17 protein-coding genes are annotated in these 21,943 nt (G+C 61.1%); 13 read left to right on the forward strand and 4 right to left on the reverse strand.

The features are described from left to right. The 11 genes from AC3WG5_RS16170 (at position 1) to AC3WG5_RS16220 (ending at position 11,571) form a co-directional block, all read left to right on the forward strand. On the forward strand, positions 1 to 1,191 hold the full coding sequence (locus tag AC3WG5_RS16170; RefSeq protein WP_492569578.1) for a type II secretion system F family protein: 1,191 nt from the start codon (positions 1 to 3) through the stop codon (positions 1,189 to 1,191). Further along, positions 1,188 to 2,888: a GspE/PulE family protein gene (locus AC3WG5_RS16175; protein WP_492569579.1), complete on the forward strand. Its 1,701-nt coding sequence runs from the start codon at positions 1,188 to 1,190 to the stop codon at positions 2,886 to 2,888. Before AC3WG5_RS16170 ends, AC3WG5_RS16175 begins: the two co-directional genes overlap by 4 nt. Then, on the forward strand, positions 2,869 to 3,696 hold the full coding sequence (locus tag AC3WG5_RS16180; RefSeq protein WP_492569581.1) for a hypothetical protein: 828 nt from the start codon (positions 2,869 to 2,871) through the stop codon (positions 3,694 to 3,696). The genes AC3WG5_RS16175 and AC3WG5_RS16180 overlap by 20 nt, the downstream gene beginning before the upstream one ends. A 2-nt stretch (positions 3,697 to 3,698) precedes the next feature. Then, the gene (locus AC3WG5_RS16185) at positions 3,699 to 4,229 is read left to right on the forward strand and encodes a hypothetical protein (protein ID WP_008955088.1); all 531 of its coding nucleotides are present in this window, start codon (positions 3,699 to 3,701) and stop codon (positions 4,227 to 4,229) included. After that, the gene (locus tag AC3WG5_RS16190; RefSeq protein WP_294867504.1) at positions 4,226 to 4,774 is read left to right on the forward strand and encodes a hypothetical protein; all 549 of its coding nucleotides are present in this window, start codon (positions 4,226 to 4,228) and stop codon (positions 4,772 to 4,774) included. The genes AC3WG5_RS16185 and AC3WG5_RS16190 overlap by 4 nt, the downstream gene beginning before the upstream one ends. Positions 4,775 to 4,776: 2 nt before the next feature. Further along, the gene (locus AC3WG5_RS16195; RefSeq protein ID WP_232503482.1) at positions 4,777 to 5,283 is read left to right on the forward strand and encodes a hypothetical protein; all 507 of its coding nucleotides are present in this window, start codon (positions 4,777 to 4,779) and stop codon (positions 5,281 to 5,283) included. After that, entirely contained in the window at positions 5,280 to 7,289 is a 2,010-nt protein-coding gene (locus tag AC3WG5_RS16200; RefSeq protein WP_492569584.1) for a secretin GspD/PilQ domain-containing protein, read from the forward strand. The genes AC3WG5_RS16195 and AC3WG5_RS16200 overlap by 4 nt, the downstream gene beginning before the upstream one ends. Positions 7,290 to 7,316: 27 nt before the next feature. Next, positions 7,317 to 7,826, forward strand: a complete 510-nt coding sequence (locus AC3WG5_RS16205) for a prepilin-type N-terminal cleavage/methylation domain-containing protein (protein WP_482584310.1) — start codon at positions 7,317 to 7,319, stop codon at positions 7,824 to 7,826. Between the two features lie 137 nt (positions 7,827 to 7,963). Continuing rightward, positions 7,964 to 8,368: a type II secretion system protein gene (locus tag AC3WG5_RS16210; RefSeq protein ID WP_492569586.1), complete on the forward strand. Its 405-nt coding sequence runs from the start codon at positions 7,964 to 7,966 to the stop codon at positions 8,366 to 8,368. A gap of 20 nt (positions 8,369 to 8,388) precedes the next feature. Further along, a complete protein-coding gene (locus AC3WG5_RS16215) occupies positions 8,389 to 9,000 on the forward strand; it encodes a type II secretion system protein (protein ID WP_492569588.1) in 612 nt (203 codons plus the stop codon). A 552-nt stretch (positions 9,001 to 9,552) separates the two neighbouring features. Continuing rightward, the gene (locus tag AC3WG5_RS16220; protein WP_482584313.1) at positions 9,553 to 11,571 is read left to right on the forward strand and encodes an Ig-like domain-containing protein; all 2,019 of its coding nucleotides are present in this window, start codon (positions 9,553 to 9,555) and stop codon (positions 11,569 to 11,571) included. 220 nt (positions 11,572 to 11,791) lie between these two features. Here AC3WG5_RS16220 and AC3WG5_RS16225 read toward each other — a convergent pair whose 3' ends face one another. Further along, positions 11,792 to 14,665 (reverse strand): hypothetical protein, encoded by a 2,874-nt coding sequence (locus tag AC3WG5_RS16225; protein WP_492569598.1) that lies wholly within the window; start codon positions 14,663 to 14,665, stop codon positions 11,792 to 11,794. Positions 14,666 to 15,383: 718 nt separating this feature from the next. Here AC3WG5_RS16225 and AC3WG5_RS16230 point away from each other — a divergent pair. Next, positions 15,384 to 16,106, forward strand: a complete 723-nt coding sequence (locus AC3WG5_RS16230) for a DsbC family protein (protein ID WP_492569590.1) — start codon at positions 15,384 to 15,386, stop codon at positions 16,104 to 16,106. 528 nt (positions 16,107 to 16,634) lie between these two features. Then, complete coding sequence (locus AC3WG5_RS16235) at positions 16,635 to 18,449, forward strand: NEW3 domain-containing protein (RefSeq protein WP_492569592.1); 1,815 nt, start codon at positions 16,635 to 16,637, stop codon at positions 18,447 to 18,449. Between the two features lie 123 nt (positions 18,450 to 18,572). On the opposite strand, the gene AC3WG5_RS16240 is transcribed toward AC3WG5_RS16235, so the two are convergent. The 3 genes from AC3WG5_RS16240 to AC3WG5_RS16250 all read right to left on the reverse strand — a co-directional run. After that, on the reverse strand, positions 18,573 to 20,453 hold the full coding sequence (locus AC3WG5_RS16240) for a hypothetical protein (RefSeq protein WP_492569593.1): 1,881 nt from the start codon (positions 20,451 to 20,453) through the stop codon (positions 18,573 to 18,575). Between the two features lie 361 nt (positions 20,454 to 20,814). Then, positions 20,815 to 21,474: a lytic transglycosylase domain-containing protein gene (locus AC3WG5_RS16245; RefSeq protein ID WP_492569595.1), complete on the reverse strand. Its 660-nt coding sequence runs from the start codon at positions 21,472 to 21,474 to the stop codon at positions 20,815 to 20,817. 64 nt (positions 21,475 to 21,538) lie between these two features. Then, a partial coding sequence (locus AC3WG5_RS16250) for a general secretion pathway protein GspB (RefSeq protein WP_492569596.1) occupies positions 21,539 to 21,943 on the reverse strand: 405 nt, incomplete at its 5' end.

Consider the following 21,943-nt stretch of genomic DNA (forward strand, 5'->3'; position numbering starts at 1 on the left):
ATGCGCTTCGAGATAAAAGCGGTCAAGAACAGTGGCGAGGTGACCTTACTGGCGCTGGAAGCCCTCAACGACGGCGAGGCCGTCAACCAGGTCAAGAGCCAGGGCTACACGGTGCTGGCGATCAAGCAGAAGTCGTCGTCTCTCGCCCTGCCGACGCTGAAACATAGCCGCTTCCAGCTATTGCTGTTTACCCAGGAACTGCTGTCGCTGCTGGAGGCCGGGCTGGCGCTGGTCGAGGCGATCGAAGCGCTCAACGAGAAGGAGCCGCGGCCGGAGTCGCGCCGGGTGCTGGAGCGTCTGATCCAGCGCCTGTACGAAGGCCAGACCTTGTCGGTGGCGTTGCAGCAGTTCCCCGACATCTTTCCGCCGCTCTATCTGGCTACGGTGCGAGCCAGTGAAAAGACCGGCGATCTGGAAGACGCGCTGGGTCGTTACGTGGCGTACCAGACGCAGGCCGACCTGGTGCGCAAGAAAATGATCAACGCGTCCATCTACCCCGGCTTGCTGGTCACCGTCGGCTGCCTGGTGCTGGTGTTCCTGCTGTCCTATGTGGTGCCGCGCTTCGCTCACGTCTACGAGGCGATGGGTACCGAACTGCCGCTGTTCTCCCGCTTGCTGCTGGCCTGGGGGCAACTGATCGAAGCCCATGCCATCACCCTGTTGCTGGCGCTGCTCGCCGTGCTGGGGGGGAGCGTGTACCTGTTCTCGCTGTCGGGGGTGAAGCGCTGGATCGGCACGACGCTGTGGAAGATTCCCGCCGTCGGCCAGCGCATGCGGATTTACCAGTTGGCCCGCTTCTACCGCATGCTGGGCATGCTGCTGACCGGCGGGACGCCGGTGGTGCAGGCGCTGGGGATGGTGTCCGGCCTGCTGCAGGCCTCGCTGCGCGAACAGTTGCTGCAGGCCGCCCGCGACATCCGCGAGGGACGCTCGATTTCCCTCGCCATGAGCAGCAACGGCCTGACCACCTCGGTGGCGCTGCGCATGCTGCGGGTGGGCGAACGCACCGGTCAGATGGGCGGCATGATGGAGCGCATCGCCAGTTTCTACGAAGAGGAAATGGCGCAGGCGGTGGAACGTTTCACGCGCCTGTTCGAGCCAGCGCTGATGGCCTTTATCGGACTGGTGATCGGCGGAGTCGTCATCCTGATGTACCTGCCGATATTCGAGCTGGCCGGGAGTATCCAATGAGCAGCGATCTGTCCCCCATGCCGGAGGCGCCGGCCCGCTTCACGCCCGAACAGCTGCAGCAGGCCCGCGAGGAGGCGCGCCGTCGCGAGCGTTCCGCGCTGGACGTGCTGGAAGAGCACTCCGGCCTGACCCATGAACACTTCGTGCTGAGTCTGGCCGAGACCTTCCATTATCCGGCCCTGGCCATGGCCGATCTCGATGCCCTGCAGCCGGCGTTCGACGTCATTCCCTACGCCGAGGCGGTGCGTCACGAGTGCCTGGCGTGTCGCGACGGGGAGGGGGAGTTGCTGGTGTTGTTCGCCGATCCGCTCAACGCCGATCTGCAGGCTTGGGCCGACCACGTCGTCGCACGTCCGGCGCGCTGGTGTCTGGTGCATCGGACCGACCTGAGCGCCTTCCTGACGCGCCAGGAGGCGTCGTGGCGGGCGGTGGACGTGTTGCTGGCCGGCGGAGCCGACCAGGCCGCCGCGACCTCCCTGGTGGAGGACATTTCCTACAAGTCGATCAGTGAAGACACCAGCCAGGTGGTCAAGCTGGTGCACTCCATCATCTACGACGCCCTGAAGGTGGGGGCCAGCGATATCCACCTCGAGAGCGACGGCGCGGGGCTGGTGATGAAGTACCGCATCGACGGCGTGCTGGACGCCGTCGGCAGCCTGAACGGCATCGATCTGGCCGAGCAGGTGGTGTCGCGCGTCAAGGTGATGTCCGATCTCGATATCGCCGAGCGGCGCGTGCCGCAGGATGGCCGCTTCAAGATCGCCATCCAGGGGCGCGAGGTGGATTTCCGCGTCTCGATCATGCCCAGCATCTTCGGCGAGGACGCCGTGCTGCGCATCCTGGACCGGCGCGCCCTGACCACCCAGCTGCAAGGGCTGCGGCTCGACAACCTGGGCTTCGACGCCGCGTCCATCGAGGAAGTCCGCCGCTACATCCAGGACCCCTACGGCATGGTGCTGGTGACCGGACCGACCGGGAGCGGCAAGACCACCACGCTGTACGCGGCGGTGACCGAAATCAACACCGGGCACGACAAGATCGTCACCATCGAGGACCCGGTCGAGTACCAGCTGTCGGGGGTGCTGCAGATCCAGGTCAACGAGAAGAAGGGGCTGACCTTTGCCCGTGGCCTGCGTTCCATCCTGCGGCACGATCCGGACAAGATCCTGGTGGGCGAAATCCGCGATACCGAGACCGCGCAGATCGCGGTGCAGGCGGCGCTGACCGGCCACCTGGTGTTCACCACGGTGCACGCCAACAACGTGTTCGACGTGATCGGGCGCTTCGTCCATATGGGGGTCGATCCCTACAGTTTCGTCTCGGCGTTGAACTGCATCTTCGCCCAGCGCCTGGTGCGGCTGAACTGCCCGTACTGTTCCCAGGCGGATCAACCCGACGCCCAGCTGGTGGCGGTTTCCGGCCTGCCGCCCGAGCTGGCGGCGACGATCGAGTTCCGCCGCGGCCGCGGTTGCGGCCACTGCCGCGGCTCCGGCTACAAGGGCCGCAAGGCGATCGGCGAGATGCTGCGCCTGACCGACGAGATCCGCGAGCTGATCGTGGCACGCGAGCCGATACGGCACATCAAGGAGGTGGCGCGCCGCAACGGCACGCGCTTTCTGCGTCAGGCCGCGGTCGAGCTGGTGAAGCGCGGGGAAACCACTTTACAGGAAATCAACCGTGTTACTTTCGTTGAATGACCGGGTCAAGATGGCGCTGTGTCCGGACCGGGTGATCCTGATGCGGTTTTCCCATGGACTGCGTCCGCACCTGCTCGACAAGTGCATCGTGCCTTGTCCGGAGGCGGCGGCGGGCTGGCAAGCGGCGGTCGCGGTGTTGCGCGAGGCGCTGAAGGCGCCGGAGTGGCAGAAGGCGACGGCGACGCTGGTGATCTCCAACCACTTTGTGCGTTATCTGCTGATTCCCTGGAACGACCAGCTGAGCTCGGACGAAGAGTGGCGGGCGATGGTGCACCATTGTTTCCGCCAGGTCTACGGCGACGAGGCGGAGCGCTGGGAGTGCCGCTGGAGCGGCGGCGGCTTCGGCACGCCGCTGATCGCCAGCGCCATCGACCCGGAGCTGCTGCTGGCCCTGCATCAGGTGGCGCAGGAGAGCGGGGTGAAGCTGGACTCGGTACAGCCCTACCTGATGGCCGCCTTCAATCACTGGCGCCGCCGCATGGTCAGCGACAGCGGCTGCTTCCTGCTGACCGAGCCGGGGCGCATCGGGCTGGCCTGTTTCCACGATGGCCAGTGGGGCGGGCTGGTGTTCGAGCCCCTGCCGCCCACCGACGCCGCCACCGTGCTTCCCGAGTTGCTGCAGCGCATGTTGCTGCGCCTCGAGACGGGGGGGGCACCACACGACATCTTCGCCTTCGCGGCCGAGGTGCCCGAGGCGGCGTGGCCGCAGACGGACGGGACGACCATCCGCTTGCTGCCACTGGAACCCCTGCCCGGACTGCCGCCGGAGGCCGGCGCCGAGTACGCCATGGCGCTGATGGGAGAGTGAACATGCACACGATCGAGCTGGACTATGTGCGCAAGCATGAAAAGCTCGCCGGCAAGGCCCTGCTGATGGTGCTGGCGGCGCTGTTGGTGCTGCTGCTGAGCGCCTGGTATTACCTCTCCGTCTCGCACGAGGTGGAGCGCCGGGCACAGCGGGTGGCCGACAACCGGCACACCCTGCAGCGGCTGCAGCCGGCGCGCGAGCGCCCGCGCGACAAGGGCCTCGATCAGGCGATCAACCAGGCCAACGCGGTCTGGCAGAGCCTGAACCAGCCCTGGCCGGCGTTGTTTTCCGCGCTGGAGCAGAGCAAGACCGACGACGTGGCGCTGCTGGCGGTCGAGCCCGATCCGCTCAAGCACAGCGTGCGCATCACCGCCGAGGTGAAGAAGCGCGAGGCGATGCTGAGCTACATCGAACGGCTGGAACAGCAGCCGGGGCTGGGCAGCGTGGTGCTGCTGGAGCATCACATCAATCAGCAGGATAACGAGAAGCCGTTCCGCTTCTCGGTGCTGGCGGCGTGGAAGCCCGAGCCATGAACACCCTGCTGCCACGCCTGCGTTACACCTTGCGGCAGCTGGGCTGGCCGGGTGCGCTATTGCTGGCCACCGTGCTGGGGGCGGGGCTGTTTCACCTCACCGTGACGCTGCCGCTGCAGCAGCGCGAGGCCGCCTTGCTGCAGCAAGGCCGGGAGCAGGAGCGCGACATCGCCCGGCTGCGCCAGGCGGCGCGCAAGCCCGAGCTCGGCCCGGAGCTGCGCCTGGCCCGTTTCTACCAGTCGTTCCCGCCGCGCGAGAGCGCGCCGGTCTGGCTGGAGAAGATCTATGCCGCCGCCGAGGCGCAGTCGCTGGTGTTGCCCAAGGGCGAGTACAAGATCTCCCCGGACAAGAGCGGCCGCTTGTGGCGCTACGAGATCAGCCTGCCGGTGAGCGGTTCGTATACCCGCTTGCGGGCGTTCCTGGCCCAGGTGCTAGAGGACAATCCGGCGGCGGTGCTGGCCGACCTGCGCCTGAGGCGCGAGAACATCGGCCAGGAGCAGCTGGACGCCACGGTCCGCCTGGTGGTGCTGCTACGGGGGGCATGAGCATGCTGTCGCAACGACAACGCTGGGCATTGCTGGGCGGGGCGCTGGCGCTCACCCTGCTGCTGGCCGTGTGGCCGGATGGCGGCGACGAGGGCTCCCGCGCGGTGGTCGGGGTCGAGCCGCGCAGCCATGCCGGCGCCAAGCCGCAGGATCAGGCGCCGGTGCTGCTGGCCATGAGCATCGACACGCTGCAGCGCAGCGCGGGCGCGGAGGGCGAGGACAAGGAGGTGAAGAATATCTTTGCCCGCCAGACCTGGTTCGTGCCGCCGCCGCCGCCCAAGCCGGCGCCGCCCGCGCCACCGCCCTTGCCGTTCAGCTATCTGGGCAAGGTGATCGACGGCAATCAGGTCACGGTGTTCGTGACGCAGGGGGATCGTAACCTGGCACTGAAAACGGGGGACGTCGTCGACGGGGTTTACCGGGTGGACAACATCGCGCCACCGACGATGACGTTCACTTTCCTGCCGCTGAGCATGCAGCAATCCCTGGAAATAGGGGGAGCAAATTGAAACGCTTACTCTTTCTCATGCTGGTCGCCCTGTCTGTCCTGGCCGGGTGCGCCAGCAACAAGTCCTTCGTCGAAGGCAAGCGGATGTTGGCCGAAGGCAAGGTGGAAGAAGGTTTCGCCCAGCTGGAGCAGGCGGTCAAGGAATCCCCCACCAATGCCGAATACAAGGCCTACCTGTTCAGCCAGCGCGAGCGTACCGTCAACCAGTGGCTGGCGCAGGCGGTGACGGCGCAGCTGAACGGCAACTTCGACGAGGCCGAGGCCGGCTATCGCCGCATCCTCAAGATCGACCCATATAACCAGCGCGCCAACTCCGGGCTGGACAGCCTGGCCATGGACCGTCGCCACAGCAAGCTGCTGGACGACGCCCGGGCCCTGCAGCAGAAGGGGGCGGTGGATCAGGCCATGGCGCTGGTGGGGCAGGTGCTGGCCGACAATCCGCGCCACCGCGAGGCCAGGATTCTGCAGCGCAAGCTCAACGAGGCGAAGCCGCGCGACACGCTGGCCAGCCCGCAGCTCAAGTCGGCGCTGTCGCGGCCGATCACGCTGGAGTTCCGCGATGCGGCGCTGAAGGCGGTGTTCGAGGTGATTTCGCGCACCTCCGGCATCAACTTCGTGTTCGACAAGGACGTGCGGCCCGATCTCAAGGCCACCATCTTCGTGCGCAACAGCACCATCGAGGACGCCATCCAGCTGCTCTTGGTGACCAATCAGCTCGACCGGCGCGTCCTCAACGACAACACCATCATGGTGTACCCCAACAATCCGGCGAAGCAGAAGGATTACCAGGAGCTGGTGATCAAGAATTTCTATCTCGCCAACGCCGAGGCCAAGGACACCGCCAACCTGATTCGCGCCCTGCTCAAGACGCGCGACGTGTTCGTCGACGACAAGCGCAACCTGGTGGTGATGCGCGACACGCCGGAGGCGGTCAAGGTGGCCGAACGGCTGATCGCCTCGCAGGACCTGGCCGAGCCGGAGGCGATCCTGGATGTCGAGGTGGTCGAGGTCAACCGGGCGCGTCTGCAGAGCCTGGGGATCGATTGGCCGAGCCAGGTGGGGTATGGCCTGTTGAACGGCGGCACCAGCACGCAGACCGGCACCGTGACCAACCCGACGACCGGTGCCGTCACGCCGATCGTCACGCCGGGGGTGGCGGCGACGGTGGCCAGCGGGGTGATCAACCTGCGCAACAATCCGCTCGGCCTGACCACGTTCATCGCCAACCCGGCCCTGGTGCTCCACTTGCAGGCCCAGGATACCGACGCCAACGTGCTGGCCAACCCGCGCATCCGCGTCAAGAACCATGAAAAGGCCAAGATCCACATCGGCGACAAGGTGCCGGTGTTCACCAGTACCGCCGTGGTCAACGCCGGTATCGCGCAGTCGGTGTCCTATCTCGATGTCGGGGTCAAACTGGAGGTGAAACCGAGCATCGGCCTGGACGACGACGTGACCATCGACGTCGGGCTGGAAGTCAGCAGCATCGTCAAGCAGGTGGACTTTGGCACCAGCACCGCCTATCAGATCGGCTCGCGCGCCGCTGATACCACGCTGCGCCTGCGCGATGGCGAAACCCAGGTGCTGGCCGGGCTGATCCAGGACGAGGACCGCCGCTCCATCACCAAGATTCCGGGGCTGGGCGATCTCCCCATCGTGGGGCGCCTGTTCTCCAGCAACAACGACACCCGTTCCAAGTCCGAAATCGTGCTGCTGATTACCCCGCATATCGTGCATAACCTGGACCTGCCCGACCGGCAGATTTCGGAATTCCGCGCCGGTACCGAAAGCAGCATCGGCGGCATGGGGGCGGTAGTGGGGGGGGGAGCACCCACGAGCGCACCATCTCCCGTGGTTCCGGGCGTACCGGCTGAAGCCCCGGCTGCGCCGGCCGCTCCGGCTCCGACGGCGCCGAGCGCGCCGGCCATGGTGCCGATACCCGGCATCGTGCCGTATCAATCGGCGCCGCCCAGCCAGCCAGCGGCCCCGGCCGCACCGGCCAAGTAAGCGTGGCGGGCGGAGGAGGGCGATGAGGTGACACCGATCCAGCCATCGCGCCGCACTCGTCTCGGCAGCGGCGGGTTCACGCTGATCGAGATGATGGTGACGGTCGCCATCGTCGCCCTGCTGGCCAGCGTCGCCGTGCCGATGGCCGAACTCGCGGTACAGCGCGAGAAAGAGCAGGAACTGCGTCTGGCCCTGACCCAGATTCGGGAGGCCATCGACGCCTACAAGAAGGCGGTGGACGAGGGGCGTATCCCCAAGGCGGCCGACGAGTCCGGCTACCCGAAGACGCTGGAGATCCTGGTGGAGGGGGTGCCCGACCCCAAGGACCCCGACAAGAAGAAAATGTTCTACTTCCTGCGCCGCATTCCGCGCGACCCGATGGCCCGCGACGATGCCCTGGTCGCCGCCGCCGATACCTGGGGCAAGCGCAGTTACGCCAGCCCCGCCGACGCGCCGGAAGAGGGCGACGATGTCTACGATGTCTACTCGAAGACGGAGGCGCGCGGGCTGAACGGCATTCCCTACCGGCAGTGGTGACGCGACCCCTCCGAGCCGCCGCCGCTCGGGCAAGGACGTCGGGCCGGTGCGCGGGGAGCGACCGGGTGGACGACAAACTCTGCGGTGCGGCGCCAGCCCTGGCTGACACCGCGCCATCGACAAGCTGGGTGCATGGGATGAAACAGGACAAGCGATGCGGTGGGCGCCGGCATTATCGACGCGGCTTCACTCTGATCGAATTGATGGTGGTGATGAGCATCATCGCCCTGCTGCTGACCATTGCCGTGCCGCGCTACCTGAGCAGCCTGGAGCGCTCCAAGGAGGCGGTGCTGCACAGCGACCTGACCACCCTGCGCGAAGCTATCGACAAGTACTACGGCGACCGCGCCAAGTACCCCGATACCCTCGACGAGCTGGTGTCCAGCAAATACCTGCGCAACCTGCCCAAAGACCCGTTCACCGACAGCCCGACGACCTGGGTGGTGGTGCCCCCGGACGATCCGTCCAAGGGCGCGGTGTACGACGTGAAGAGCGGTGCCCCCGGCAAGGGGCAGGACGGCACGGCGTATAGCGAGTGGTAGTCATGGCGAGGCGCAACAGCATGACGCAAGGTTGGCCGAAGAACGGTTCCCGGGCCAGGGGAGGGGGGACGGCAGGCCGGTACCAGTCGGGTTTCACCTACCTGGGCGTGCTGATGCTGGTCGCCATCATGGGGGCCTTGCTGGCCGCCACCGGCGAGGTCTGGTCCACCGTGATCCGGCGCCAGAAAGAGCAGCAGTTGCTGTTCGTCGGCCACCAGTTCCGCGAAGCCATCCGCCAGTATTACGAGCGCTCTCCCGGCGGGGTGAAGCGCTACCCGCGCACCCTCGACGACCTGCTGCTGGACAAGCGCTATCCCACCACCCAGCGCTATCTGCGCAAGATCTACTTCGACCCGATGACCGGCAAGCAGGAATGGGGGCTGCTCAAGGCGCCGGACGAAGGCATCGCCGGGGTCTACAGCCTGGCGCGCGGCACCCCGATCAAGGTGGACAACTTCGCGGCGCCGGATGCCGCCTTCAAGGGCGCCCAGCGCTATTCCCGCTGGCAATTCAGCTACCAGTTGGTGCAGCCAGGCACTGCCAACGGCAGCCAAAATACCCCGTCGACATCCGATGCGCAGGACAGCGAGGACGCGGCGGACGATCAGACCCAGGCGCCCGCCGTGCAGTGAATTCAAGGCTTCCAGACCGTATTGCCGTGCACCGCCGCCCTCGCGCCAGCCGTTCATCGGCCTAGCTCATCATCATCTTCCCTCCGGTTTCGAACCATTTGGCGAGCGTTGTAAATACCCCATAGTTTTGCCGTAACTGGCCGTGTTTTATCTTATTTCGTTAATGACATATTCTTAATTAAAACAAAGGCATAGTGAGTCCGTTTTATCTGGCGGCGAGGCCGGGAAACGGCCTCGGCAACCCGGTTTTGGTGTGTATAGTGAGGGCCTGATCTATTAGAAATCAGGGAAAAATCACTGGCGATGTCCGGTTCCAGGGCATTCGCAATGACTTGACTGATAGCGTTTTGGCGCACACCAGGCTCTCTTTATAAAAACAGGAGCCAAGGCAATAAATAAGGTGTGGCCGCAGCAAGAAGCGATCGCTGCTCAGTCATTTCCTCAGGGGGGCCAAAGGGGGTCACGTTCCTGTACAGGAAAGGGCGGGTTCGTCTTGTTCGCATTCGGGTCGGGTTGGCAGGTGAGTTTCCCAGACAATGAGAAAGGAACCTCATGTTTGGAACTGCCGCCGCGAACTGCGGCCAAAGGGGCTTGTTTACCCGCGTCATGCCGGGACTGCTGTTGGGCCTGGCGCTGCTGGCTTCTGGCCCAAGCCTTGCCCAATCAACCAACACCACCTCTCAAAATCAGGTTGCTGCAACAACCGGTTCGGCCGTCGAACGCGAAGGTGTGCTCGAAGTGATCCACTGGGATAACCTCGACAAAACCAGCTCCTTCAAACGTTACCTGCGCACCAACGACGGCAAGCGTTTTGAGCTGAAATTCAAGAAGCATGCCCCGTCCCATCTGACCGGCACCAGAATCAAGGTGAGAGGGATGCAAAGTGGTAACGTACTGGCGCTTGATTCCAGCACCAGTTCCTATCAGGTCCTTGCGATGCCCGCGCCCAACGCGGTTGGTGCACAGAACACGGCAGTGCTGCTGGTCAATTTCACTGACAATACCACTCAGCCATTTACCACGACCCAGGTCAACAGCACGGTATTCGGCTCGGCCAACAACTATTTCAAAGAAAACTCCAGCCAACAGACTTGGCTGACGGGGAGCGTGTACGGTTGGCTCACCCTGCCGATGACGCAAACCTGCAGTTACTACAATATTGCCACTGCGGCTAATACCGCCGCGGCCAATGCGGGGATCGATCTCTCCCCGTACACCCGCTTCGTTTACATCTTCCCCTACAACAGTACCTGTGGCTGGAGCGGCATGGGGACGGTCGGTGGCTCTCCTTCCGATGCGTGGTTGAATGGCCGTTTGGCCACAACGGCGGTAACCCACGAAATGGGCCACAATCTTGGCCTGTATCATTCCCACTCTATGGAGTGTGGCGCGACCAGTATCGGCAGCAGTTGCACTAGCAGTGAATATGGAGACCCGTTCGATGTGATGGGGGCTCCGGCCGGGACCGCCCACTACAATGCCTTTCAGAAGGAACGGCTTGGCTGGTTGAACTACGGCACCTCGCCGACAATCACGACGGTGAGCAGCTCCGGCACCTATGCGATTGAACCATATGAAACCAGTACCACCGGCGCCAAGGCGCTGAAGATTCTGAAAAGCACCGATCCGACTACGGGATACAAGACATGGTATTACGTCGAACTCAGGCAGGCGCTGGGGCAAGATACCTATCTCTCCAGCTATCCCAATGTGGTCAGCGGTGTGCTGGTCCATACGGGGGCCGATGGCGATGGCAACAGCAGTTACCTGCTCGACATGACGCCGAACAGTTCGACCAACGACTGGATTGACCCGGCCTTGACGGCGGGCCAAAGCTTTACCGACAGCACGGCCGGCATCACCGTCACCGTCCAGTCGGTGAGTTCCACTGGCGCCAGTGTGAGTGTGAGCCTGGCAGGCCAAACGGTATCGACGCCGACCTGTACCCACGCCAACCCGACTGTCAGCCTGTCTCCCGGGCAAAGTCCCACGGTAACTCCGGGCACGGCGGTAACGTATACCTTGAGCGTCACCAATACGGACTCAAGTGCTTGCCCCAGCTCTCAGTTCAACTTGAGCTCGGTGGTTCCGTCCGGCTGGTCGGCAAGTTCCACTAGCTCGGTATTGAGCTTGGCTCCCGGGGGCAGCGGCAGCACCTCGGTCGTGGTGACGTCGCCCTCGACCGCCACGACCGGTTACTACGGGGTGAGCTCGACGGCCACCAATGGCTCCGCCACCAGCTATAAGGCATCGGCTTCAGCAACCTACGCACTCGCGACAAGCTCGACTACTACCACCCAGCCGCCGGTGGCGGTGAATGACAGTGCGACAACCAAAGTAGCCTTGCCGGTGAATATTCCCGTGCTGGCCAATGATTCAGATCCGGCCGGCAAGAAACTGACGGTCACCGCCGTCGGTGCTGCCGCACATGGGAAAGCAGTCATCAATGCCGACGGCACCGTGACGTACTCGCCCAACGGCAAATACAAGGGCAGCGACAGTTTCAGCTATACCATCAGCGACAGCAGCAGCACCGCCTCTGCCATGGTATCGATCCAGATCAGCCGCTAGACGAACAAGGGGGCAACCTGCCAAGCCGATCATGGGCATAGCAAGGTTGATTAGAAGGCCCGGCGCAAGCCGGGCTTTTTTCTTTCGGTCGCTGTCCCCAGCGTGCCGCTCATGCTCGGCAAGCCGGATGTGATGTCGGGTGATGGGGGCAAGAAAACGGCTAGTCGTGAAAAAGCCCGGCCGAAGCCGGGCTTTCGTAAGGTGCCAAAGCTGCCATCCCTTATTGGCAAGCACTTGGCAGGTTGTTGTTGTAAGCGTCCAGCTTGGAGGCCAGATTGTTGGCGGTGGTTGCATCCGCCTTGGTCAGGTTGCTGTACGAGCCGGTGCCATTAAAGCCGTACTTCACTAGCAGGGCGTTCGCCTGAGTAATGGCAGAGCTCACTGCCGGGCAAATCGCCGCACCTGCCGTGACGTTCAGTTCAGCGGCCAGAAGCTGGGCTGCCAAACCGTACAGCGGATTGCTTGCCATCTTCTTGCCCGTCAAGATGTCGGACTTGTTGAGCAGCAAGACTGCATAGCAAACATCAGTGCTGGAACCATCCAGGTACAGGGTACCAACCTGTTCGCCCGGAGGCGTTGCCAAGGCCAGGGTCTGGTCAAGTACCGGAGCTTGTTTCCCGTTGCTTTGCTTGCAAGAGGAGGCTGTCCAGTTTTTCCAGAAGCCGATGGTCCGAGCGTTACCTCCCGGAGGCGGCGTGTTGTCTACCGCGAACGACTTGGTTTCACCTGCCGCTACCGTAAAGTCGGTGCACAGCACGCTGTTATCACCATCCGGGTTGAACACCGTATAGGCGCTGCTCAGCGAGGTCTGCCATCCCGGCAGTACCGCTTCGCAAAGCTGGTAGTGCGTACCCGGAACCAGCAGGGTGCTGAAGGTGAACGTGCCATTATTGGCGGCATTGGCGGTGGCCGTTTCCAGCGTAGTCCCGGCTTGCGTCGTGCTGGCTCCCTGTCTCAACTGGAAGTCAAACGACTCCGTGCCTGTCAGCGCCGCGCCACTCTGCGTCTTGACAACGGTTGCTTTGCCAAGCTTGGTGTTGTGGAACGAGCACTGGAACAGCTTGCCTGCGTCAGCTGGGTAATTCACCGCGAAGCTGCAGATGGTGGTGGTGGCACCGTCATTCGGTGTCGCACTATCCAACTGCCAACCGCTCTTCAGCGTTTCCGTCATGGTGAACGTGCCTTCTTGCAGGGCACCACCAATGTCCACATAGCCCGCGCCGGCATTGGCCGTAGCTTGGATTCCGGCTGGCGGAAGTCCCGGCCCTTGCAGGGTGAAGGTCCAGGTGAAATCCGGATCGCCAGACTGCAATAGCGGATCGGTTATTTTCTGAACCTGTGCGGATGCCGGGCCAGCCAGTAGCTGATCATTGTACTTAACTGTACCCGAGCAGTTGGGCAATGTGAGGTCCTTGGTCTTCGTTGTACCCGATGGATCCGATAGGCCGATGACTTGGCCGGTATTGGAGCCAGCCGGCGTGAACGTCGCCGATTGTTCCACCACGGTGTAGTTATCTGGCACCAGACCTGTCAGGGTCGACGTCAGTTCGGTGGCACCTCCTCCAGTGAACGAGATGGTTACGTCTTCTCCGTACGTGCTGTCATTGGCTCGCGTGACATGGAAAAGAATGTCAAGTTTGTCACCCGCAAACAGGAACGTTGGATTGGAGTTATCGATCACCTTGTCAATTGTCAGCGCAACAGAAGCCGACGAGGAAATATTGACATTGAGCGGACCGGCGGTCGCCAAGGTGACATTATTGTCACCCGTCAGAGTGGCCGAGTCACTCAATACGCCACTGGTGACCTGCAGGCTTGCCAGGTAGATCGTCTTGTTGAAGCTCACCGAACCGCTATCCGTCTGGGCACCCGAACTCCACCCTACCGGACCGACCGTGTGAGTGCCGGCAATATATCCACCCGTGAAGCTGCCAACCGATGGTGTCGCTACCGAGAACGTCAGACCGGTGCCCGTAATGGACTCGGTATCGGTAATGCTGACCGTCGAGTTGTTGATGGTCCCTGCTGTGATCTGTGCCTTGGCCGTCGCACTGGTGTTTCCCGGTACGGTAATACCCGTATCCTTGTCGGTATACGTGGCCGTGGCTACATCGTTGAGGAAGTCACCGATATTGCCGTCCGAGGATGGCAGCGTGACTGTGTGGGTGAACACATGCGAGGAGTTCGCGGGCACGTCAAACGATCCGAGGTTGGCGGTGTCCAGTGCTACCGACTGTGTCGTACCCTGGTAGATCGTGTCGCTTACTGCCACGGTAATGGTGCGCGATGCGGGGTTGGTGGCCGTAATGTTGGCCGTCACCGAGATCGTTCCCGGAATGATGCTGACTTTTGTCCAGGTCACGGTAATCGTGACCGGTTTTTCAAGCGGCGCATCTTTCACGCAAACATCGCCGAACGAGACTTCCGCCGGGTTGGCTTCTTTTTTCAGGCTCCACGCCTGGTCGCCACCCTGTGCCGCACTCATGTTCTTGTCCAGCTTCTGCGGCAGGATTTCCTTCACCGGGATGGAAACATCGCGGCAACCAAGCCCAGAGCAATCAACAGTGGATGCTCCGGTCTGGAGTGCGAGGTTCGAGTGAAGCGACGATCCCGGGAACAAATGGGAACCCAGTGCCAGGCGCTCATGATAGTCATACACGCAGGTCGTGTTCTGGGCCTGATTGATGGTGAGCAGGCGATAGATCGACGCGGTAAGTCCACCCAGTCCCGGGGACATTTGCGTTTGAGGACCGACGGTGGGGGCGGTACACGAGGCGCTAGACAACGCGGTATTCAGCACGGGGACTGAAATGACGTCATAGCCCAAGGCGGTTCCGCTCAGGTTGTCGGCCACTACGGCAATGGTATAGCTCTGGTTTGATGGTGCCGAATTGCCAGCAGCCGCTGTCACGCGGTGCGGAACCAGGTCCAGCTCATTCCAGCCCTTGCCAAGGTTGCCCGTGGTATAGGCCGCATCAGGGCAAACAAAGGGGCCTCCAGGTGGGAAGGTAATGGAGCCGTCGTTGCGGCAGCCTTCCAGTGTGAAATTGACATGGCTCGGATCAGCCGCGAACGCAGGGCTCGCACCGAGCACCAGAAGCAAGGTAGTGAGTAGCAGTCTGAAAAACGTTAGAAAAGGTCGTTTGTCGCCACCCGGCGTCATCGCCGTGGCGGATGAGTGCGTTCTGGGAGCTTTCCGGCGTCTCCCGAAACAATTGGAGTCCATTTTTCTACCTCCTCTGATTGCTCAAAGGCGGTTCCTGCCAAGGAATCGCACGCTTGATTCCCCTATGACCAGCGACAATATCGCCAGGATGTTTTATTGATGTTACTTCTTATCGGGTTATTCCCTCATTCGGCACTGAACAAGTTGTCCTGCGCAATGGACCGATGGGGCATAGGCTTATTGGCGGGTGCAGCGGTACATACCGATAGGCTTGCCTCCAGCGTAAGAGAAAGACACACAGTAAATATTAGGAGGTGGTTTCGAAAGATTCAACGTCATGTTTAAAATATAATGTTGGCAACTATCGGAAATAAACATCCATATAGGTGAATAGCCACGCTGCTGATGGGAGGTTTTTTGTTCGCAGGTGATAGAAAATTGCGAGCGTGGTGACCGGCGAAAAGACGGCAGCTGGATCGCCCGTTATGCCAAAAGCAATGTCGCTCGGCAACCCTCACCCGTTTGTGCCCCGGGTTTTTCGATGCGCCGGGTTATTGGTACGATGAATTCTGGACATCATTTCCCCCCTTGAACTATATCTAGTTTTACTTGTTCCGTATTTTTGGGAAAAAAAGGGAAGAGGGTCATGAAGAAGCACTTATTGCTGAGCGCGGTCATTGCGATGGTAGGGATAGCAAATGGAGCCTGGGGTGATGAAAAATCGGTCAGGACTTTATTCGAGCAGCGCTTTCCCGGAGCCAAGGCCGAGTCGGTAACGAAAGAACCGCTCTCGGGGTTGTACGAGATATTTATGGGCGGGCAGGTGCTCTATGCCGATGAAGGGGTCAATTACGTCATCCAGGGCAGCCTGGTCAACGCCAAGACCCGCCAGAACCTGACCGCAGAGCGGCTGAAGAAACTCACCGAAATGCCCTTCGACAAGCTGCCTTTCGATCAAGCCATCAAGATCGTGAAAGGCAACGGGACACGCAAGCTGGCTGTCTTTGAAGACCCGGATTGCCCATTCTGCAAACAACTCGAGACCGAGCTGCGCAAGGTCGACGACGTGACGCTCTACGTTTTCCTCTACCCACTGGAACAGCTGCATCCTGGCTCCACCACCAAATCCATGAAGATATGGTGCGCGCCGGATCGGGCCAAAGCCTGGCTGGGCGCCATGCAGGATGGCACAGTCCCTGAAGGAAAAGGGGAGTGTGACAATCCCGTCGCTAAACTGGCCGAATTCGGACGCTCCCGTCGTATTACCGGTACACCGACGATGATTTTTGAAAACGGCACCCGTGTCGCCGGTGCTGTTCCTGCCGGCCGGATCGAGCAATTGCTGGGTGAGAACGTCGCCAAGCAATAACCCTGCTCAGATTTCCCACGTGAAAACCCCTTGGTTCGCCAAGGGGTATTTTTATTTAATGCTCAATGGTTTTTACCAGGAGTGTTTTTTACTAAATTGTTATGTTAATAACATATTAATTGATATGTAAATACAGCAATTGGATCACTGGTTTTTGTGGGAGTGACGAGCTTACGTGATAAAAATATGATTTTTTGTTCTTTTTGTGGTTTGTTCCATTCAAATGTCTTGTTTTTGCCGGCTCCATGATAGTCGATTGCCATTTGTGGCTGACGGTGTATAGTGAGCCTGCCAATGTTAAGCAAACATAGGAAACATTCACCGCTGACGGCGCCGAAAAAAAAGAGCGCCTTGTCGTGGCAGGTTATTGGCTACCAAAAACAATAAATGGTTATCACGATAATAAAAATGGCAAAACAAAAAAGGGTTTATTGTTATTGCGATAGGGGCATTTTTTTATCCTGATAGCCTTGGCGAAATGACCGGTCAGGTTGCGGTGGGGTTTCCTTTAATGAAGAAAGGAATCTCATGCTTCGCCATTCAGGGGGATTATCCGGCCAGCGCGTCGGCCTGCACTACATCCTGATGTGTTGCTGGCTGACGCTGCTTTTTTTTGCCTCCCCCAGCTTTGCCCAATCTACGGCTGGCTTGAAAAACAGCCCTCAGGCCTCCTCCTCCGCGCAGTCAGTCCAACTCCAGGGTACCCTGGAGGTTCTGCACTCAGATGATCTCAAGAACAAGAAGAGCCATAACCGCTACTTCCTGAAAACAGATGCGGGCGTACGCTACGAGATTCAGTTCAAGAAGGGCCATCCTCGAAATGCCCCGGGCAGCAAGGTTCGGGTCACGGGCACACAGAGCGGCAACACCATTATGCTGGAGTCGACGGGCACGACCAGCTACCAGGTGCTCGCTGCCCCCGCATCCGGTTTGAACGCGCTGGGCGAACAAAAGACCGCGGTACTTCTGGTCAATTTCCAGGACCAGCCCACCAATAAGCCTTGGACGCTCGCCGACTGGAACAGCTTTGTCTTCGGTACCGCCAGTGGCACGGTCAACAACTTCTATCTGGAAAACTCGTACCAGCAGACTTGGTTTGCCGGCAACGTATACGGCTGGTACACGCTGCCGATCAACAGCACGGATGCCTGCAACACCGACAACATAGCGGCAGCGGCCAAAACGGCGGCCAGCGCCGCCGGGGTCGATCTTTCCGGCTACGCTCACTTGGTCTATGTCTTTCCCAATACCAGTAGTTGTTCCTGGGGGGGCTTGTCGTCGGTCGGCACTGTTCCGTCCCAATCCTTCATCAATGGCTTCATGAAGCTGGATGTGGTTGGCCACGAACTCGGTCATGCGCTCGGCTTGTGGCACTCGCACGGGCTCGATTGCGATGTAAGCCCCACGGGAAACAGTTGCAGCTACATCGAGTATGGCGACCATGTCGATCTCATGGGATGGCAAACCGGGCACTTCAACGCCTTCCAAAAAGAAAGACTGGGCTGGCTGAACTACAACGTGTCGCCACCTATTGCCACGGTGCAAAGCAGCGGCAGTTACGTGATCGAGCCTATGGAGAGTGCGGGTGGGGGCAACCCCAAGGGGCTGAAGATTCTCAAGAGCACCGATCCCACTAGCGGTGCCAAGACCTGGTATTACCTAGAATACCGCCAGCCGATCGGGGTCGATTATTACTTCAGCACCAACAGCATTTACCAGCCGGCCAATATTTTCGGTGGTGTTCTGGTGCGTACCGGAACGGATGGCGATGCCTCGAGCAGTTTCGCCCTCGACATGACTCCCGGCAGCCTTTCCTCCTCTACTGGGGCCGATCTGGCGGATCCTGCATTGGTGGTGGGACAAAGCTATACGGATGCCTCTGCCGGGGTGACCATTACCCCCACTTGGGCCAATGGCACCGGCATCGGCGTCGATGTGACGTTTGCCAAAACGGCATGTACTCGAGCCAATCCCTCGGTGGCGATATCCCCCGCTCAGAGTTCCTCCGTCCTCGCGGGGACGGCGGTGACCTACACCGTGACGGTCACCAACAACGACAGCAGCGGTTGTAGCGCCTCCACCTTCAGCCTGCAGGGGACCGTGCCCAGCGGCTGGAGTGGCACCTGGGCTGCCGCCAGCCTGAACATCGGCCCGGGTAGTGTGTTTTCGACCACCTATACCGTCACCTCGTCCTCCTCGGCGGTCGCGGGCACCTACAGCATTGCCGGGACAGCAACCAACACGGCGGCGACGGCCTACAGCGGTAGCGGCTCGGCCAGCTACGTCATCGGCACCTCGTCGACCACCACGACCACGACCAAAGGCAAGGGTCGTACTAAGTAAGATAGAAGATTCGGGCTGCCGCCTCTTTGCGGCACGGCAGGTCGATTTGTCGTAGGTATGAAAAAGGGCGATGAGTCTTGCGACTCATCGCCCTCGTTTTTCCTGGTTCTCAGGAGGAGGCGCTTACTGTGGTGTCTTGCCACACTGCGAGTCGGTCAGGCAGTCGATGACATCCGGGATGCCGTCAACATCTGCGTCGCAGAGGTAGCAGGTGGCGGTTGCCGGGCCGGCGGTGAACGTCCCTTTGATGCTGCCCGTACCGGTGACGCTTGCTCCATCGGAGAAGGCGGCAGTGGACGGCGGGTTCGCCAGATCGGTGTTGGTCGGGTTGTAGCTACCGGTGAAGCAGGCCGTCTCGTTCGGCGACAGCACCAGGTCTGGGGTCTGCAGCGCGGCCAGTGTCGAGCAGTCGACCTGGGTAAAGCTGCTGACCTTGGTATCCGTCGGCGTGGAGATGGTGACCAGTTCATTGGAGGTGCTCGGGTTGGTAACGGTTACCTCAACGTTAGCCTTCAGTGCTATCAGCGAGTTGGTGCCGGCAACCAGTTGCATGCCTTTGCAAACCTTGGTGATTTGCAGGTCGGCCTGGACTGTGGCTTGGCAGGCGGTGGCGCTGGCGCTGCTCACGACGGCATCTTTCTGGATATCGCTCAAGCCTGCCGACGAACCGGCCACGGCATGGATCGAATCCTGGAAGCTGTTCAGCGCACCCGTGCACGAAACCCCGACAATCACGCTGTCGTTCGGGCCCAGAGAACTGGCCACTTTGACCAGGTTACCCGATTCGAGCTGGGTATTGACGACAGACGTATCCACCACTGCCGTACCCGTGCCAGTGACACTGCTGATCTTGCAAGTCTCGCCGGTCTGCCCAAAGTTGTAGGTCTCTTTGAAGCTGGCGTCATAGACCGTGCCGGAAGCACTGTCGTTGGCGATGGTCACTGTGAACCCGCTGGTAAAGGTGGTGAAGTCGCTATTCACCGTAGCGGCAGAGCAAGTCTTCGACGCGGCGATGCTGCAGTTCGAGAAGTTGCCCAGTGTAAAGTCGAAGATGGTCGCGCCGAGCGACGTCGAGGAACGGGTATCGGCCAGGTAACGGTTGAAGCAGCCGGAGATGCCCGCCGAGGTCAGGTCGATGCCGCCTTCGAAGAACTCGCCGATGTCCAGGTCCTTGGAGCTGTCGTAAGCCGTGCTGCTAGGGTTGGACTGTTTGGTTTTCACCAGCCAGGGCACGTCCGGTGAGCTACCGTCGCCGTTGAGCACGGCCCCGTTGACCTTGGCGCAAACGTCGAAAGCGGTACCGTCGCATTCACCGCCCGAAGCCACCGGGGTCGGGCCCAGCGAGCCGTTAGCCCCGCCGTTCCAGCGGTAGGCATTGATCGTGCTAACGCGGCCACCGTTGGTGAATTCGGAAACGATCAGGATGTCGCCGTCCGTGTGAGTGCCCGTAAAGTTGGTCGTGCCGTTGCCTACGGGGCAGCTGACGGTCGGATCCTTGAGGAACCAGAAGCCGACGTCCTTGGTGCCGTCGTTGGACGCCACATCCAGGCCAAAGTAGACAAACAGGTGCGGCTTCCCGTCCGACGTCCCGACTGTTTTGGTGTACGCAACGGCGTAGGCGTTGTTGATATCCACCTTGTCGTTGACGTTGTTGGTCTTCTTGCACTGCCAGCCCGGGGTGATGTTCAGCGTGTCCTTACTCCCGGTGGCATAGAGGCTGTTGTCGGCAGTGGTTGCCGGAAAGAAATCGACAAGGAAGCTGGCCGAAGTGAAGCCGGCCGGCAAGGGCGACTTGGCCGTGGCTCCCGCGCTCGGGGCAAGCCCCGTGAAAATATCCGACCAGTCGGGTTTTCCGGCGGGGCCGCCGGTGCTGGAAAGGATGTCGCCATCAAGCTGGAAGTTGTCGGCCGGGTTGTCAGCCAACGCTGGCGCCGTGCCCGCTAGTGAGAAGGCCGCTCCCATCAACAGCGTTCCCAGCAGCTTCTTGAAACAATGTGTACCCACGATACACCTCCTTTGAAACACTCAAAGGCGGTTCCTCCCTAAAGGAATCGCACGCAAGATCCCCTTTTTTTGCCAAATTTCCACCAAAGCTATCTATCTTCGTTATTTTTGTTCGCACGAGAAACCGTCAAACGACACGCGGGATTTTCTGCTTTGCTCGCGAGCATGGTGCTATTCCGGGATGACGGCGGGGAGGTCTAACTTGGTCTTCTCCCTATGCCATGAGGGCAAGCCACATGCTTAATGCTAGTATTCTCTAATAAGTAATTCAAAAAAATATTTAAAATATGAACATGGCAAAACGGTGGTGGAATACTGTTCATGCTGGCATTTTCGGGATGGGAATGTCGGTTAAAGCGTGTCAGGGTTGCTGTTGATTGCGAGCCAAGCCGCTCATGACGCGAGGGACATAATTCAGGGTTTCCTTATACGGCGGAATGGTATTGCCATAGCGGGCGACGGCTTGCTCGCCGGCATTGTAGGCCGCCAGCGTCAGCTTCAGGTCGTTGTCGAAGCGGCTCATCAAGTCGCGCAGGTACTGCGCTCCGCCGCGAATGTTCTGCGCCGGGTCATAGGGGTCGGCCACGCCATAACGGCGTGCCGTCGCCGGCATCAGCTGCATCAGGCCGATGGCGCCCTTGGGGGATACCGCGCTCGGGTTGTAGCCCGACTCGACGGCGATGACGGCGTGCAGCAGTGCGGCGTCCATGTTCAGGGCGCGGGCGGTGTCATCGATCAGGCCGGCGACGCGGGCGCGCAGTTGCGGGTCGATCGCCGGTGCGGGGCGGACGGAACGCTCGCCTGCCGGCGCCGAGCTGTCGGCCGTGGCCGGGGCCTCCTTCGGTGTGCGCATGAGCAGAGCGTAACGCTTGTCCTGTGGCACGTTGCTGAAGTGCAGTGTGCCGTCGGCGTCCTTGAAGGCATAGATGTCGGCCCACGCTCCGTTTGTCAGGAGGAGCGCCGGCAACAGCACGGCCAGGCGGACCGCTAAGCGCGGTGAAAGAGTGAAACAGGCGTTCATGGCGATCCCTCTGCTGCATCGGGGACTGATCAAGAAGCTCAGTCCGGTGTGCGGCTTGTCGTTGTCAATACATGCCGGTGCGGAAACGATATCCCTTGTAATTCAATATGATGCCGTCTGGCAAGATACTTTCCAGCTTCACCCCGGCCGCGACTTCATCGCCGGCCCGGCGCGCCCGGTCATTGATGATGGCCATGCGCTCATTGTTATCGGCCGAGTACGAGGCGCCGGCCACCGTCACATTCTTCTCCACCTCCTTGCGCAGCTCCGCCGGCAGCTCGCCGAAGTCGATGACCCGGTTGCTGCGCTTGAGGTTGGCCGAAGGAGCGGGGTCGGCTGCTACGGGGGCTGGCGTCGTGGTGGCCGCCTCCGTGGCAGCGGGTTGCGCTGGAACTGGGGTCTCGGCATGGTGCCGCGCTTCAGTGGAGGGCTTTTCGCGCCGGATCTTGGCCACGGCGGGGAGGGGGGG

It is taken from the genome of Pseudogulbenkiania sp. FW507-F1 (assembly GCF_058781125.1).

What these genes read in the sequence shown, in the direction of transcription:
- AC3WG5_RS16215 (WP_492569588.1), top strand. Translation starts at nt 8,389, where the DNA reads ATGACGCAAGGTTGGCCGAAGAACGGTTCCCGGGCCAGGGGAGGGGGG.
- AC3WG5_RS16170 (WP_492569578.1), top strand. Translation starts at nt 1, where the DNA reads ATGCGCTTCGAGATAAAAGCGGTCAAGAACAGTGGCGAGGTGACCTTA.
- AC3WG5_RS16175 (WP_492569579.1), top strand. Translation starts at nt 1,188, where the DNA reads ATGAGCAGCGATCTGTCCCCCATGCCGGAGGCGCCGGCCCGCTTCACG.
- AC3WG5_RS16220 (WP_482584313.1), top strand. Translation starts at nt 9,553, where the DNA reads ATGTTTGGAACTGCCGCCGCGAACTGCGGCCAAAGGGGCTTGTTTACC.
- AC3WG5_RS16235 (WP_492569592.1), top strand. Translation starts at nt 16,635, where the DNA reads ATGCTTCGCCATTCAGGGGGATTATCCGGCCAGCGCGTCGGCCTGCAC.
- AC3WG5_RS16195 (WP_232503482.1), top strand. Translation starts at nt 4,777, where the DNA reads ATGCTGTCGCAACGACAACGCTGGGCATTGCTGGGCGGGGCGCTGGCG.
- AC3WG5_RS16185 (WP_008955088.1), top strand. Translation starts at nt 3,699, where the DNA reads ATGCACACGATCGAGCTGGACTATGTGCGCAAGCATGAAAAGCTCGCC.
- AC3WG5_RS16230 (WP_492569590.1), top strand. Translation starts at nt 15,384, where the DNA reads ATGAAGAAGCACTTATTGCTGAGCGCGGTCATTGCGATGGTAGGGATA.
- AC3WG5_RS16245 (WP_492569595.1), bottom strand. Translation starts at nt 21,474, where the DNA reads ATGAACGCCTGTTTCACTCTTTCACCGCGCTTAGCGGTCCGCCTGGCC.
- AC3WG5_RS16190 (WP_294867504.1), top strand. Translation starts at nt 4,226, where the DNA reads ATGAACACCCTGCTGCCACGCCTGCGTTACACCTTGCGGCAGCTGGGC.
- AC3WG5_RS16210 (WP_492569586.1), top strand. Translation starts at nt 7,964, where the DNA reads ATGAAACAGGACAAGCGATGCGGTGGGCGCCGGCATTATCGACGCGGC.